At 65.1% G+C, this 14,908-nt stretch carries 15 protein-coding genes; 5 read left to right on the forward strand and 10 right to left on the reverse strand.

All coding sequences use genetic code 11. The annotated features are described in order from the left end of the window. Window positions 1–83: 83 nt before the first annotated feature. Complete coding sequence (locus AB688_RS12500) at window positions 84–2,495, forward strand: TonB-dependent siderophore receptor (protein ID WP_063544407.1); 2,412 nt, start codon at window positions 84–86, stop codon at window positions 2,493–2,495. A 54-nt stretch (window positions 2,496–2,549) separates the two neighbouring features. On the opposite strand, the gene nikE is transcribed toward AB688_RS12500, so the two are convergent. From nikE to nikA, 5 genes are read right to left on the reverse strand one after another with little or no spacing between them, the layout of a single operon-like run. Beyond that, window positions 2,550–3,365: a nickel import ATP-binding protein NikE gene (nikE, locus tag AB688_RS12505; protein WP_063544409.1), complete on the reverse strand. Its 816-nt coding sequence runs from the start codon at window positions 3,363–3,365 to the stop codon at window positions 2,550–2,552. After that, window positions 3,362–4,132, reverse strand: a complete 771-nt coding sequence (gene nikD, locus AB688_RS12510; protein WP_063544411.1) for a nickel import ATP-binding protein NikD — start codon at window positions 4,130–4,132, stop codon at window positions 3,362–3,364. The genes nikE and nikD overlap by 4 nt, the downstream gene beginning before the upstream one ends. Further along, window positions 4,133–4,978 (reverse strand): nickel ABC transporter permease subunit NikC, encoded by an 846-nt coding sequence (nikC, locus tag AB688_RS12515; RefSeq protein WP_063544414.1) that lies wholly within the window; start codon window positions 4,976–4,978, stop codon window positions 4,133–4,135. Beyond that, window positions 4,975–5,916 carry a nickel ABC transporter permease subunit NikB gene (gene nikB, locus AB688_RS12520; RefSeq protein WP_063544416.1) on the reverse strand — a complete coding sequence of 314 codons (942 nt, stop codon included), beginning with the start codon at window positions 5,914–5,916 and terminating at the stop codon, window positions 4,975–4,977. Before nikB ends, nikC begins: the two co-directional genes overlap by 4 nt. Before the next feature lies 1 nt (window position 5,917). Continuing rightward, window positions 5,918–7,435, reverse strand: a complete 1,518-nt coding sequence (gene nikA, locus AB688_RS12525; protein WP_419555264.1) for a nickel ABC transporter substrate-binding protein — start codon at window positions 7,433–7,435, stop codon at window positions 5,918–5,920. 142 nt (window positions 7,436–7,577) lie between these two features. Here nikA and nikR point away from each other — a divergent pair, with 142 nt between their 5' ends. The 3 genes from nikR (at window position 7,578) to AB688_RS12540 (ending at window position 9,261) form a co-directional block, all read left to right on the forward strand. Continuing rightward, window positions 7,578–7,997, forward strand: coding sequence for a nickel-responsive transcriptional regulator NikR (gene nikR, locus AB688_RS12530; RefSeq protein ID WP_063544420.1), 420 nt, complete (start codon window positions 7,578–7,580; stop codon window positions 7,995–7,997). Between the two features lie 96 nt (window positions 7,998–8,093). After that, a complete protein-coding gene (locus AB688_RS12535) occupies window positions 8,094–8,645 on the forward strand; it encodes a GNAT family N-acetyltransferase (protein WP_063544421.1) in 552 nt (183 codons plus the stop codon). A gap of 64 nt (window positions 8,646–8,709) precedes the next feature. After that, window positions 8,710–9,261: a hypothetical protein gene (locus AB688_RS12540; protein WP_063544423.1), complete on the forward strand. Its 552-nt coding sequence runs from the start codon at window positions 8,710–8,712 to the stop codon at window positions 9,259–9,261. A gap of 99 nt (window positions 9,262–9,360) precedes the next feature. Here the strand turns inward: AB688_RS12540 and AB688_RS12545 are convergent, their stop codons facing one another. Continuing rightward, window positions 9,361–10,095: an SDR family oxidoreductase gene (locus AB688_RS12545; protein WP_063544425.1), complete on the reverse strand. Its 735-nt coding sequence runs from the start codon at window positions 10,093–10,095 to the stop codon at window positions 9,361–9,363. 335 nt (window positions 10,096–10,430) lie between these two features. On the opposite strand from AB688_RS12545, the gene AB688_RS12550 reads away from it, so the two are divergent. Then, window positions 10,431–11,348, forward strand: coding sequence for an AraC family transcriptional regulator (locus AB688_RS12550; protein ID WP_063544427.1), 918 nt, complete (start codon window positions 10,431–10,433; stop codon window positions 11,346–11,348). Between the two features lie 100 nt (window positions 11,349–11,448). Here the strand turns inward: AB688_RS12550 and AB688_RS12555 are convergent, their stop codons facing one another. From AB688_RS12555 to AB688_RS12570, 4 genes are read right to left on the reverse strand one after another with little or no spacing between them, the layout of a single operon-like run. Beyond that, window positions 11,449–12,351 (reverse strand): metal ABC transporter solute-binding protein, Zn/Mn family, encoded by a 903-nt coding sequence (locus AB688_RS12555; RefSeq protein WP_063544429.1) that lies wholly within the window; start codon window positions 12,349–12,351, stop codon window positions 11,449–11,451. Next, window positions 12,348–13,247 carry a metal ABC transporter permease gene (locus tag AB688_RS12560; RefSeq protein WP_054893230.1) on the reverse strand — a complete coding sequence of 300 codons (900 nt, stop codon included), beginning with the start codon at window positions 13,245–13,247 and terminating at the stop codon, window positions 12,348–12,350. Before AB688_RS12560 ends, AB688_RS12555 begins: the two co-directional genes overlap by 4 nt. Beyond that, on the reverse strand, window positions 13,247–13,993 hold the full coding sequence (locus AB688_RS12565) for a metal ABC transporter ATP-binding protein (RefSeq protein ID WP_063544434.1): 747 nt from the start codon (window positions 13,991–13,993) through the stop codon (window positions 13,247–13,249). The genes AB688_RS12560 and AB688_RS12565 overlap by 1 nt, the downstream gene beginning before the upstream one ends. Next, on the reverse strand, window positions 13,990–14,892 hold the full coding sequence (locus AB688_RS12570; RefSeq protein ID WP_054893232.1) for a metal ABC transporter substrate-binding protein: 903 nt from the start codon (window positions 14,890–14,892) through the stop codon (window positions 13,990–13,992). Before AB688_RS12570 ends, AB688_RS12565 begins: the two co-directional genes overlap by 4 nt. Window positions 14,893–14,908 lie beyond the last annotated feature (16 nt).

A 14,908-nucleotide genomic window follows, 5' to 3' on the forward strand; every position in this document is an offset into this window, starting at 1 on the left:
AACAGATTTCTTTTGCTGGCTCGGCCCTTGAGGGAGCGCGCATCTGGCGCGCCCATGCCAACCAGATCAGGAACCCCAATCTCATGTCCGCACGCCGTTCCTCGCTAGCCAGCAGCATTCGCCAGGCGACCCTCGCGCTGAGCCTGTGCAGCGCCGCACTGGCGACTTCGACCGCCTGGGCTGCCCCACAGCACTACGATATTCCCGCTGGCAGCCTGGCCGCTGCGATCAGCCAGTTCGCCGCGGCCAGCGGCGTGACCATCAGCTTCAGCCAAGAAGAGGCGGATGGCCTGCGGTCATCGGGGCTGCACGGCAGCTTCGAGCTGGAGCAGGGTTTCGCCCACTTGCTGCAAGGTACCGGATTACGGATCCAGCAGATGGGCGAGAAGCGCTACGTGCTGAGCAAGGCGCCAGCCGAAGGCACGGTGGAACTGGGGGCCACCAGCATCGATGCCACGGGGCTGGGCAGCACGACCGAGGGTACTGGCAGCTATGCGACGGGCTCGGCGAGCACCGCGACCGGCCTGCGCCTGTCGGCACGCGAGACGCCCCAGTCCATCAGTGTGGTCACCCGCCAGCGGATCGAAGACCAGAACCTGACGGACGTTGCCCAGGTGCTTGAACAGACCCCTGGTGTGGTCGTCGACAGCATGGGGCCGGCCGGTAGTGACGGCAACAACATTTATGTCCGTGGTTTCCAGGTGGGCAGCTACCAGGTCGACGGCGTCAATCGACCTGACAGCTACGGTTTTCGTGACGACCTGGCCGATATGGTGAGCTACGACCGCGTCGAGGTGGTTCGCGGCGCCACGGGGCTGATGTCGGGTACCGGTGATCCGGGCGCCACCATCAACCTGATTCGCAAGAAACCGACGCTGCAGACCCAGCGCAAACTGACGCTCAAGGCCGGCTCCTGGGACAACTATCGCACCGAGCTGGACGTGTCCGGGAAGCTGTCCGAAAGCGGCCATGTCCGTGGGCGCTTCGTGGCGTCGACCACCGACAGCCAAAGCCATATCGACCGCCAATCGCTGGAGCGCCAGGTGGCCTACGGCGTGGTGGAGTGGGATGTCACCGACAGCACGATGCTGACCGTAGGCGCCGAATACCAGGAGATGGACAACGACGGCGCGGGCAACCATGGCTTCCCGATGTTCAATAGCGATGGCAGCCACTTCAAGCCTTCGCGCTCGTTCAACTCGGCGTCCGACTGGAGCTATCACAAGCGCCGCACGAAAACCCTGTTCACCACCTTGGAGCACCAGTTGGACAACGGCTGGCAGCTGAAACTGAACGCCGAGCACAGCCGCCGCAGCTATGACGACGCCTTCGCCACCGCCGCCAACGGCACCGTAAACCCCGACGGCAGCGGCATCAGTACCTGGACCGGCCGTTGGGCGGGGGACCCCCGGCAGACGTCGTTCGATCTCTCTGCCTCTGGCCCCTTCGAGTTGCTGTCGCGCGAGCACCAGGCGTATGTGGGCGCCAGTCATTACCGGGCGTATTACCGCAATGACGGTTATCCGCTCTGGTCTTTCCAGACCATCGACAACATCCATACCTGGGACGGCTCGCTGGCGGTTCCGGATGCCATCCACACCAAGTCGTCGCGCGATGCGCTGGACGAAACCCAGGATGGCCTGGTGGCTTCGGTGCGCTGGAGCCTGGCCGATGACCTGTCGCTGATTACCGGTGCGCGGGTGATCGACTGGAAACGTGACGAAGCCAACACCAACCTCTCGAGCGGGGCGACCCGCCGGACCTCGCGCAGCGAAACCGGCGTCGTCACGCCATACATCGGGCTGGTGTACGACCTGGCCGAGAACTGGTCGGCCTACGCCAGCTACACCACCATCTTCAAGCCGCAGAACAGCAAGGATGTGGGCGGCAACTACCTCGACCCGCTCGAAGGCGTGAACTACGAGCTGGGTATAAAGAGCGAGTTCTTCGACAAGCGCCTGACCACCGCGCTCAGCGTTTTCGAAGTGCACCAGGATAATCTCGCCGTGGCCGACGGCAGCAACCTTGCCCCGGATGGCAACCAGGCTTACCGCGCCGAGTCCGGCACCAAGACCCGTGGTTTCGAAATGGAAATGACGGGGGAGATCCTGCCTGACTGGCAAGTCTCCGCGAGCTACACCTACGCGGTGAGCAAGAACGCCGATGGCGATCGCCTGCTCACCGAAGTACCACGCGATACCCTCAAGCTGTTCACCAGCTACCGCCTGCAGTCGCTGCCGCAGTTGAAGGTTGGCGGGGGCGTGCGCTGGCAGGGCATGGAGTACTACAAGGATGCCGGGCCCAACAACGAGACCTTCACCCAAGGCGCCTACAGCATCGTCGACGTAATGGCGCAATACGCCTTCACGCCGCAGACCAGCGTGTCCTTGAACCTCAATAACCTGTTCGACGAGAAGTACTACACCGCGATCGGCTCGCGGGGCTGGTATGGCACGCCGCGCAGCGCAACGGCCACGCTGGTGTATGCGTTCTGATATGACCCCTTGAGGCAACCGATGCTGATCCGCGTGATCATCTGGCGCACTGCCTCACGCAGTTGACCTGCTGACCTGAGCGCCACGCCTTGCCGGGCGCTCGGGCAGTACGGCGGCCTGCAACTGGCGCCCCGCGGGATGCTCGAACGACAGTTCACCCTCCACGGCCCGATCTTCGACGATGCGCCCTGCGTCAAGCACTACAACCCGCTGGCAGAAGTACCGCACCAGGCTCAGGTCATGGCTGATCAGCAGGAAAGCCGTGCCGTTGTCGCGACGCAGTGCGTCGAGCCGTTGCAGCAGTTGCAGTTGCAGCACGCGATCGAGGTTCGAAAGCGCCTCGTCGAGCACCACCAGCTTTGGCGAGATTGCCAGCGCCCGGGCGATGTTGGCGCGCTGTAGCTGGCCGCCGCTCAGTTGCTGTGGCAAGCGTTCGGCATGCTCGGCGTGCAGGCCCATCTGCTCCAGCAGCTCGATGGCCCGTAGGCGTTGGGCTGCCTCACTCAGATCGCTCAGGTGCCGCAGTGGCTCGGCAATGCTCCAACCGATGCTGCGCTGTGGGTTGAACGCCCCCGGCGCGTCCTGGAACACCAACTGCACGGTCCGCTGGAAGGCCCGTGCCGGTTCGCCGCGCAGTTGGCTGACCGCTTGCCCGGCGAAGGTAACCTGCCCCTGGCTCGGAGTTTCGAGCCCGAGCAGCAGGCGGGCGAGGGTGCTTTTGCCACTGCCGCTGCAGCCCAGCAAACCAATGGATTCGCCCGCTTGAAGTTGCAGGTCGATACCGTCGAGCACCTGCAGCCAGCCGCGTTTGCGCAGCAAGCCGCCGGTGCGGTAGCGATGGCTCAGTTGCTGGACATGCAGCAGGCTCATGCTTGGCTCCCGCAGAGGATTCGATGGGCTTTGAGCAAGGTGCGAGCAGTGTCGCTGACAGGGCGGTCGAACAGTGCATGCACGGCTTGGCGCTCGACGATGCGGCCGGCATCCATCACCGCTACCTGATCGGCGCAGCGCGCCACCACCCCCATGTCATGGGTCACCAGCAGCACCCCGAGGCCATGCCGTCCAACCAGCTCCATCAGCACGTCGAGAAAGCGTGCCTGGCTTACCGCGTCGAGATCGCTGGTGGGCTCGTCGGCCAGCAGGAACGGAGTTTCGGCCATCAGCGCCAAGGCGATCATCATGCGCTGCAGCATGCCGCCGCTGAGCTGGAAGGCGAACGCTTGCAGCACGCGGGCGTGATCCGTCAGGCCCACGGCCGCCAGGCAGTCGGCCATGCGCTCGCGGGCGGCGGCGCCGGTGATACCGTGCTGGCGAAGGGTTTCGAGCCCGTGGCTGGCCATGCTGCTTACCGGGTTGAAGGCACTGCGCGGGTTCTGCAGCACCAGGCCGGCCAGGCGGCCACGCACCTGGGCGGCGCTCACCGGTTGGCCGTCGAGCAGCAACTGGCCCTGGGTACGCACAAGGCCCGCAGGCAACAGGTCGAGCATGCCCAGGCAGCTCAGGGATTTGCCCGAACCACTGGCCCCGACCAGTGCGCAGACCTCGCCGCGGCGCAACTGCAGGTCGACGCCATGCACCAGCAAACCGGCGTGGGACGCTATGAGCAGGTCCTGGATTTCGAGGGTCGCTGGCATCATCTAGTGGTGCTCCCGGGTCGGGTCGAGGCGGTCGCGCAGTGCGTCGCCCAGCAGGTTGAAGGCCATCACCGAGAAGAAGATCATCAGCCCCGGCAACAGCAGCAGGTGGGGGTGGCTCCAGATGAACTCCTTGGCATCGTTGATCATCACGCCCCACTCGGCCGTAGGCGGTGCCACACCCAGGCCGAGAAACGACAGGCCCGAGACGTGCAGCATCATGTGGCCGATGTCCATGGTCGCCAGTACCAGCAAGGGGCCTGCGATGTTCGGCAGCACGTGCTGGCGCAGGCGGGTGCTGCGCGAGGCACCGGCCAGGCGCGAGGCCAGCACGTATTCACGACCACGCTGGGCAATCACCATGCCGCGCACCATGCGCGCATACCACGCCCAATGGGACAACGCGATGGCGATGATCACGTTGGTCAGGCCGGTACCGAGCAGCGTGACGAAGAAGAACGCCAGCACCAGGGTCGGAAAGGTCATGAACATGTCGCACAGGCGCATCAGCAGCAGGTCGGTGCGCCCGCCGACAAAGCCCGCGAGGCCTCCCACGGCGAGTCCGAGCGCCAGTACCAGGGCCAGGGTCAACATCACGCTGCCCAGCGACAGGCGGGTACCGACGATCAAGCGCGACAGCAGGTCGCGGCCCAGGTGATCGGTGCCCAGCCAGTGGCTGGCATCGGGTGGCATGAGGCGCTGGCCGAGGTCGACCAGATCGGGGTCGTGCGGGGTCAGCCACTGGCCGAATACGGCCAGTACCGCCAGCAGGCCAACCAGCACCAGGCCCAGGACCAGCCCCGCATGGCCGGGCACGGCCGGCCGACGAATTGCCCAGCGCGTACTCATGCGCGTGCGCCCTCCAGCCGGCTGCGTGGGTCGAGCCAGGCGTAGCACACGTCCACGACCAGGTTGCAGAGCATCAACAGGCCGGTCAGCAGCAGGGTGAAGCACTGCATCACCGGAAAATCGCGGTTAAGCACCGCCGAGACGGCAAAGCGCCCCACGCCGGGCCAGGCGAAGATGGTCTCGATCACCAGCGCACCGCCGATCAGTTCGCCCACGTGCATGCCGGTGGCGGTGACGAACGGCAGCCAGGCGTTGCGCAGCACGTGGTCGCGCCACACCCGGCGTTCGGGCAGGCCCCGGGCGCGGGCGTAGGTGACATGGCGCTGGCCGCTGGCTTCGAGCAGGCTGGCGCGCAACAGGCGAGCATTGATCGACATCGACATCAGGGCAATGGTCAGTACTGGCATCACCAGGTGCCCGGCGCGCCCTCGACCGAGCGGCGGCAGCCAGCCCAGCGACAGCGAGAACAGTGCAATCAACAGGAACGCCAGCCAGAAATTGGGCATCGACACGCCCAGGAAGGTCACCGCCCGGACTGCATGGTCGGGCCAGCGACCCTGCCAGCGCGCGGCCATGAGCCCCAGCGGGATCGACAGCAACAACGTGCAGGCCAGCGCCAGGCCGCCCAGTTGAAGGGTCGCCGGCAGGTAGTACAACAGGTCGTCCAGTACCGGTCGGCCGGTCAGGTAGGAAACACCGAAATCCAGATGCAACGCATTCCACAGCCAGTTCAGGTACTGCTCGTACAAGGGCCGATCCAGGCCCAGGGCATGGCGCACTTCGGCAATGGCCGCATCTGTCGGCGGGATGTGCGACAGGCGCAGGTAATCCAGGGCCGGGTCCGTGCTGCCCAGGTGCAGCAACACGAACACCAGCAGCGACACACCGAGCATCACCGGGGCCAGCAATACCAGGCGCAGCAGAATGTAGCGCAGCATGTCAGTGGGCCTGCTTGGGGGTCATGGCCTCGAAGGGCACATCGAACAAGGTGCTGCCGAATTCGACGTGATCGACCGAATCGCGGTGCACGCTGATGGCGGTGAGGTGGGAGATGGGCAAGTACACCGCCTGCTCGTGCAGGGTGGTCAGGATGAAGCGGTACTGCTCGGCGCGTTGTTGCTCGTCGGTGCTGGCCAGCACCTGGCCGATGCGCCGGTCCAGTTCATCCTTCATCGCAAGCCCGCGCTGGGCCATGTAGTCGGCGTGGCCGGCATAACGCATGGAGCTGACGAACGAATGCGGATCATACGGGGCGCCCCAGGTGTCGGCGAAGATCATGTCAAAGTCACCCTCGCGCTGGCGCCGCACCAGGGCGCCTTCTTCAACGGCCCGCAACTCGACATGGATACCGACCTTGGCCAACTCGCCCTGCAGGACTTCAGCCAGGCTTTTCTGCAAGGCACTGGTGCCGAGGAACACCAGCTCGATCGACAGCGGCTCACCGCCCTTGCTGCGCACGCTGGCACCGGGAGCCAGTGTCCAGCCTGCGGACTCCAGCGCCTGCCTGGCCTGTGCAGGGTCGTATGGATAGAGTTTCAGGCCGATGTCCGAGTACGGCATGTTGCTGGCGAACAGGGTGTCAGCCCGCGGTTCCAGGCCGTAGAGGATCTTGTCGATGATCGCCTGCTTGTCCACCGCCTCGTTGATCGCCTGGCGCACCGCCAGGTCGCGCGTGGCGCCACGGCCGGTGTTCATGGCCAGCGTGCGGGTAGCCAACGGCGCCGACAGGGCAGTGGCGTAGCCTTGGTCGCGCAGGCGCACGAAGGTGGCGGCGCTGATCTCGCCGGCGGCACCCTGGATCAGCTCGATTTCACCGGCCTGCAAGGCCAGGGCACGGCTGTTGGGGTCGGGAATGACCTTCACCATGACTTCGCCGTAGGCCGGTTGCGGCCCCCAGTAGAAAGGGTTGCGCACGAAGCGGTCGAACTCGCCCAGGCGCGACTCGACCCGCATCCAGGGCCCGGTCCCGACTGGCTGGCCGGGCTTGGCTGCAGGGGCGCCGAAGCGCATCGGGCGGACCTGGGCCAGCTCCATCAGCGTCGGGTAGTAAGGGTGCTTGAGCACCAGGCGCAAGGTCAGGTGATCGGGGGCCTCGACATGGTCGAGGGTGCTGACCAGCTCCATCCAGCAATGGCGTTGGCTGTTGGCCAGGACCGCATCCAGGTTGGCCTTGGCGACCGCGGCATCGAACGGCGTACCGTCGCTGAAACGCACGCCGTCGCGCAAGGTGAAGGTGTAGGTCTTGCCGTCCTCGGACACTTTCCAGCCCGTCGCCAGCCACGGCTCGACGGTGCCGGCGTGGGTGTAGCGGACCAGCGGTTCGTAGACCATGGCCTGGGCGTACATCTGATTCGGCGCATATCCGCGCGGGTCAATGGGGCCGGCGTTGACCGGCCAGGAGTACACCAGTGTCTGACCCGGCGCCGTGGGGGCGGCGGCCTGCGCGAAGGCGCTCATCGCGAGAAGAACAATGCCCCACAGGGCAGGCTTTCGTTTGCCAGGCTGCTGCTTCACACTGCGTCCCCCACTTCGATGGAGGCCGTAGGCTAAAGAGCGGTGGGTATGATGTCTATAAAAAATCATCTTACTGGAAGTGAAAATGCAACGGATCACCATCACTCTGGATGAAGAGCTGCTCGGTCTGATCGATCGACGGGTTGAAACGCAGGGCTATCAAGGGCGTTCGGAGGCCATCCGCGACCTGCTGCGCAACGGCCTGCGCGAAGCCGAAGCCTTGCCGGAAGATGACCCCTGCGTGGCGGTGGTCAGCTACCTGTATGACCACACCACGCGTGAGCTTCCCAAGCGCCTCAACCAGACGTTGCACGCGCACCACGACCTGACCCGCTCGACGCTGCACGTGCACCTGGATGCAGGACATTGCCTGGAGGTTTCGGTGCTTCAGGGCCCCAGTGGGCGTATCGGCGAGTTGTCGCGTCAATTGATGGTCGAGCGCGGGGTGGAGCATGGACAGGTGCAAGTGATACCGGCGCCACTGCCCCCTGCAACGACGCGATGAATGCGCCGAGCTGACTCATCCTTTCTGCGCTCGACACCGGCGGTTCAATCCCGGACCATCAAGGCCCCGGCATAACGGTACTCAGGAACGACCGCCATGGATTGCCTCGCGACGCTGTATACAGAACGCCTTGTGCTCACCCCCCTTCAACTGGAAGACGCGCCAGCGATCCAGCAGTTGTTTCCCCAGTGGGAGGTGGTCCGTTATCTCGATCGCCGTGTGCCCTGGCCCTATCCGCAAGACGGCGCGTTGGTCTACGTGCGTGACATGGCGTTACCGGCCATGGCGGCGGGCCGTGAATGGCACTGGATGATCCGCCTGCGCGGCGCAGAGCAACCCATCATCGGCAGCATCAGCCTGTACGACCAACCCGGGAACAACCGGGGTTTCTGGCTTGCACCGCAGTGGTGGGGGCAGGGCTACATGCGCGAAGCCTGCCGGGTGGTCAACGCCTATTGGTTCGAGACATTGTCTCGCCCCGTCATGCAGGTGCCCAAGGCCGTTGCCAATCACGCCTCTCGAAAAGTGTCGGAGCATGAAGGCATGCGCCTGGTGGACAGGCGCGACGGGCATTTCGTCTCCGGGCCGCTTGAGGTCGAGATATGGGAGATGACCCGCCGTGATTGGCTTGCCCGCTCCTTGGGTTGACGCTGCCGGACTTTTCCGTAGAATCGCGCGCCCCATTCAACAGGCATGGCGAAAAGGAGCTTCGATGCAACGGATCATGATTGTCGGCCAACCCGGCTCCGGGAAGAGCACCTTGGCGCGCAAACTTGGCGAATGCACGGGGCTGCCGGTCGTGCACATCGACACCATTCACTGGCAGCCAGGCTGGGTCGAGCGAAGCCGAGACGAGAAGACACGGTTGTGCCATGAGGTCGAGGCGCGTGATCGCTGGATATTCGAAGGTGGCCATTCAACCACCTGGAGCAATCGACTGGCTCGTGCGGATCTTCTGATCTGGATCGATCGTTCGGCGTCGCTGCGATTCTGGCGGGTGCTGAGCAGAGCGCTGCGTTATCACGGGCAGTCCCGGCCGGACCTGCCGCACGACTGCCCGGAGCGGCTGGCCAACTTGCCGGCGTTCTTCACGTTCATGTGGCACACCAGACGCTCGGCGCGAATGAAGATGGAGCAACTTGCGGCGAGCGCACCCGTGGGCTGCCGGGTGGTGTGCTTGCGCTCCAACCGGGATACCAAGGCTTTTCTCGCAAGCATGGAGCCGCGAAGGGGGCGGGTTGAGCGGTGTAGTCAGCAGCGCTGAGCAGATCGGCTCGATAGCCTGTAACAGTCGGCGGCGGACGCCTCATGAACAGCTTTCTGCATCCACCCCATCGACCCACACCCCTTCGCTCAGGCGTCCTCAATAAGGACTGGCAGTCGGCCGCACCACGAGCTCACTGACATCGACATCATCCGGCTGCTCGATGGCATAGACCAGCGCCCGTGCAATCGCATCGGCCTCCAGCGCCACGCGCCGGAACGTCCTCATGGCCTCGCGGGCAGTGTCGTCGGTGATAGTGTCGGCCAGCTCCGATTCCACCACTCCAGGGCACACCACCGTCACCCTGATCTTGTCGGTTTCCTGGCGAAGGCCATCAGAGATCGCCCGTACGGCATACTTGGTCGCGCAATACACAGCGGCGGTGGGAGAGACCGAGAGCCCGCCGATCGACGAGATGTTGATGACCTGACCATGCCCCTGCGCTTCCATGCCCGGGAGCACCGCGGCGATGCCGTGCAGTACGCCGCGCACGTTGACGTCCAGCATCCGGTTCCATTCCTCGACCTTCAGCGAGCTCAGTGGCGACAGCGGCATTACCCCGGCATTGTTGATGATCACATCGACCTTGCCATGCTGCGCCTTGGCGAATTCGACGAAGGCGTGCATGGAGTCGAGGTCGGTCACGTCCAGTGCGTGGGCACTTGCCGAGCCGCCTTCGGCGCGGATTTCACTCACCAGCTGTTGCAGGCGATCCATACGGCGGGCGCCGAGTACCACGTGAGCGCCCTTGGCAGCGATCAGCCTGGCGGCGGCTTCACCGATGCCGCTGCTGGCGCCGGTGATCAGCACGACTTTGTCGTTGATGTTGGACATGTGCGTATCTCCTGTACATGAAGGTTCAGGCGTCTGCAGGGAGAGCAGACGTTCCTGCTGGGTACGGAGAAAAGACTAAGGTTGTGAGGCGGTTCGGTGCGTGCCGAAACCTGCGCGACCTTTGCCTATTCGTGTCGGTGATCCGCACAGCCCCGCTGCTGCGCGCCGGAACGGAAGGATCAGGCAACTCGACGGCAGTTTCGACCTAACGCAGGTGTTTTTCGCGGGGGACAATGGGTGCCTGGCCCTGGCGACGCCGCCAGGTAGCCCCCATGGTCTGCCGTCACACCAAGACCGTGATACAACGCCGAATTCCAACATGCGAGAACCCTTGAATGGCGCATAACGATGCTTTTCTCCTGCAAACCACTGCCTTGTACCGTGGTGAACTCGTCCGCTTGCTGACCGAGCGCTTTACCGCTCCGGGCGTTTACGAAACCGCCATCGCGCCGCTGCACGTGATTCGAATGGATGCGCCGTCAGACATCATCCATACCGTGCACAAACCGGCGCTGTGCCTGATCGTGCAGGGGCAGAAAGAGGTGGGCCTGGGCGAGGACCGTTATCTGTACGACCCCCTCAACTACCTGGTGGTATCGGTGACGCTACCGGTGTCTGGTCGGGTGCTGACGGCCAGCGCGCAGGCGCCTTACCTGTGCATTCGCCTGGACTTCGAGCCGACCGAGCTTGCCCAGGTGATCGCCGATGCGCCGCCCGCGGGCGTACCGGATGAGCCCGAGCGCGGGTTATTTCTCGAGCAGATCGATGTGTCGCTGCTGGAAACCATGTTGCGCCTGGTGCGGTTGCTGGAGTCGCCACGGGATATCGGCATGCTCGCGCCATTGGCGCTGCGCGAACTGCACTACCGCCTGCTGCGAGGCGTGCATGGGCGTCGGCTGTACGAGCTGGCCATGGGCGACTCGCAGACCCGGCGCGTGAGCAAGGCCATCGATTGGTTGAACAACCACTACACCCAGCCGCTGCGCATCGAAGAGCTGGCGCGGATCGCGAACCTGGGGAGCTCGACCTTGCACCACCGTTTCAAGTCCGTCACCGCCATGAGCCCGTTGCAGTACCAGAAGCAATTGCGCCTGCAGGAGGCTCGGCGGCTGATGTTGGGGGAGGGGCTGGATGTGTCGAGCGCGTGTTACCGGGTCGGCTATGAAAGCCCGTCGCAGTTCAGTCGCGAGTACAGCCGCCAGTTTGGGTGTGCGCCGTCTCGGGACATAAACCTGGCCCGGCGGCCCTCATGAAGATGCCACTGCGGGCCGAGCAGCGGGTGCCAGTGCTCGGCCTTGGCTTGTACGAAGCGATCGCCGGTCCATGCTCTGATCTGTCAAAGCAGGCGTTGCGTCACCCTTTGACCAATACGGCCACCACCGCGTCGACAGTGTTCCTGAGCTCCGCCACCGTATCCTCCGGATCGCTGTCGACCACCACCCACCTGGCGCCTGCAGCCTCGATCACCTTGAGCACCTCTGGTTCAGGCTGACGATGGTGCAACACCAACGCCACATCCTGCGTCTTGAGGGTCTCTCCCAGCGCCTTCAGCGCCGCTTCGTCCCACTTGCCATCTGCCGGCAGTGCCTGCGACACCACATCCAGGTTCAACCCGCTGGCCAGGTAACCCAATCGCTCCGACAGGCTCAACACGCTGAGGTTATCCGCCTCGGCCAGGCGGGTCTGGCTGCTGGACGTCAGCTCGAGCATCTGTCGCTTGAGCCCGGCCAGGTTGGCCTGGATCTTGTCCTTGTCGGCGGGGGACAGGCGCTCCAGGTCGTTGGCCACCACATCCGCCATGCGTCCGAGGTTGATCGGGTTCAACCAGGGATAGCTGGCGAAGGCATTGTCGCCATCCACCGCGATGCCGGGCAGGGCGCCATCGACCGGGCGTGCGGCATCGATCTCGACGATACGGATGTTGCTGCGCCGCGCCATGGGATAGAGCGGGTCGTCATGCCAGATCGAGCGCACGCCGATCACCGCCGTGGCCTGCCGTGCATCCTTCTGCAGGCTCGCGCCACCACGTCCCTCGAAGTACGACGGCTGGCGGCTGGCTGGAAGGTTGGCCGGTGCCGCGCGCTTGAGCTGCACCGAGGTGCCGTCGAGCAACGCGACAGCGAGGCTGTGGGTCACCGGCAGGGTGGTCAGCACTTGCGTGGCTGCGGCGCTGCTGGCGGGCTGTGCGGCCAGCGTCAGGGTGGGCGCGCCGGCCAGGACCAGGGCCAGGGTGAGGCGTTTGAGCGTGAGGTTCATGCCGGGTTTCCTTGCAGGCGGGGGACGAGGGCGCGGGCGAGGGCCGCGAGGGCGAAGCACACACCGGCCACCAGGATGATTGCAGCGCCGGAGGGCACGGGCAGGTCGAAGACGATCGGCAGCAGGATGCCGAGCAAGGTGCTGAGGGTGGCGATCAGCACCGAGGCGAAGAAGAAACCCTTGAGCGACTGGCTGACCAGGCGCGCGGCGGCGGCGGGGATCACCAGCAGCGCACCGACCAGGATGGCGCCGATCACCTTCACCGAGGCCACGGTCACCAGGGTCACCAGCACCACGAACAGATAGTCGAGGGTCTTCACCGCCACGCCGCGGACGGCCGCCAGCTGTGGGTTGAAGCTGGCGAGAATGATGCGGTTGTAAAGCGGCAGGGCCAGGGCCAGCACCAGTACGGCGACGATACCGAGCACCAGCAGGTCGTGAGGGCTGACGGTGAGCACCGAGCCGAACAGCACGTTTTCGAGGATGTGCACGTTGATCTTGCCGGCCAGCATCAGCAGCAGGCTGGCACCCAGGGCCAGCGAGACGGAGAGGAACACGCCGATCAGGGTGTCTGGTGAAAGGCCCGTGCGGTTGCGCAGGAAGTTCAGCAGGATGCCGAACAGCAGGCAGTAGCCGAACAGGCTGCCGTAGGGCCCGGTATAGGGCTCGCCGAGCAGGATGCCGATGGCCACGCCCGTGAGGGCGGCGTGGCCGACGGCCTCGGAGAAGAAGGCAAAGCGCTTGACCACGACCAGGGTGCCGAGCCCGCCCAGCACCGGGCCGATCATCAGGCCGGCGATCAGGGCGTTGATGACGAACCCATAGGCCAGGGCCTCGGGCAGGTAGCCAGCGGTGGCCCATTGCTGGACCAGTTGGCGGAAGGCTTCATAACTCATCAGGCAAGGCTCTCGCTGCGCGGGTGGACGGAGAACAGCCCGAGCAGGCGCTCCGGGGTCAGGGCCTGTGCGGGCGGGGCGTCGAACAGCAGCTTGCGGCTCAGCCCGGTGACGCGGTCGGCCAGACGCAGTACCGCTTCAAGGTCGTGCTCGATCCACAGCACCGTGGTGCCGGCCTGGCGCCAGCCGTGCAGCAGTTGCTCGAACACCTGGATACCGGCTTCATCCAGCGCCGACATGGGTTCGTCCAGCACCAGCAGCTGCGGCTCCGGGATCAGCCCCTGGGCCAGCAGCACACGCTGGCGCTCGCCGCCGGACAGCGCGCCCATGCGCCGCTTGCGCTTGTCGAGCATGCCGACCTTGGCCAGGGCGGCGTCGATGTCGGGTCGCACGCGGCGCGACAGCCCGAGGAACGCCGGGCGCTGCTGGCACATGGCGGCCATGAAGTCGTCGACGGTCATCGGCAGGCCACGGTCGAACTCCAGCGCCTGGGGCACATAGCCGATCACCTCGCGTTGGCTGGGCCAGTGCAGGGTCAACTGGCCCTGGTGCGGCATCTGCCCGAGCAGGGTCTTGATCAGCGAGCTCTTGCCGCCACCGTTGGGGCCGACGATGGCATGCACGCTGCCGGCGGCAACGCTGAAGCTCACCTGCTCGAGGATGCGCGTGCGCCCAAGGGTGAGGTCGATGCCGGCGAAGTCGATGCGCGGGCCTTGGGCGCTGACCAGGTTGGCCGCGGCGGTCATGCGCGGTTCTCCTGGATGGCCTTGACCACGGTCTCGAGGTTGCGCTTCATCTCCACCTCGTACTTGTCGGCGGTGTATTCGCCGTAGGAGATGTGGGTCAGCGGATAGATCTTCACCCCGGATTCGCGCTCGATGGTTTCGACGTAGGCGGAGGGAAAGTCCATTTCCGAGAAGATCACCTTCACATCCAGAGCCTTGAGCTGGTCGATGGTCTTCTTCAACTGCGCCGGGCTCGGCTCGATGCCATGAGCCGGCTCGACCACTGCTGTGACCTCCAGGCCGAAGTCGCGCACCAGGTAGTCGTAGGCGGCGTGGATGGTCGCCACGCGAAACTCCGCGCCCGGTGCCTCGGTGACCTTGGCCAGGGCTTCGGCGCGCAGCACGCGCAGGCGCTTGGCATAGGCGCGGGCGTTCTGGGTGTAGAACTTGGCGTTGTCCGGGTCGAGCTTGCCCAGCTCGCGGGCAATGTTGTTGACTTGGGCGATGCTGGCGCTGATCGACAGGAAGGTGTGCGGGTTGACCACCTTGCCGGCACCGCGCGCGGCGATGCCGGTGGCGGCCAGCAGCGGGACGTTCTGGTTGGACTCGATGGTCTTGATGTCGGGTTTTTCGCTGGCGGCGATCATGCGATCGGCGAAGTCGTCGTGGCCGATACCGTTGAGCACGATCACGTCCAGGGTGCCGATGCGCTTGATGTCTTCGGCGCGCGGCTCATAGGCATGCGGGTTGAAGCCTGCGGGAATCAGCGGCACCACTTCGGCCTTGTCGCCGACGATATTGCTCACATAGCTGTAGTAGGGGTGCAGGGTGATGCCGATGCGCAGCGGTTTGCCGCTGTCGGCCAGGGCCAGTGCCGGGAGCAGGCAGGCCAGGAGAAAGGCGAGGGCGGAGCGGAGCATGGCGCGGTCCTTGGGT

The organism is Pseudomonas putida (assembly GCF_001636055.1).
Classification (GTDB): Bacteria; Pseudomonadota; Gammaproteobacteria; order Pseudomonadales; family Pseudomonadaceae; genus Aquipseudomonas; species Aquipseudomonas machongensis.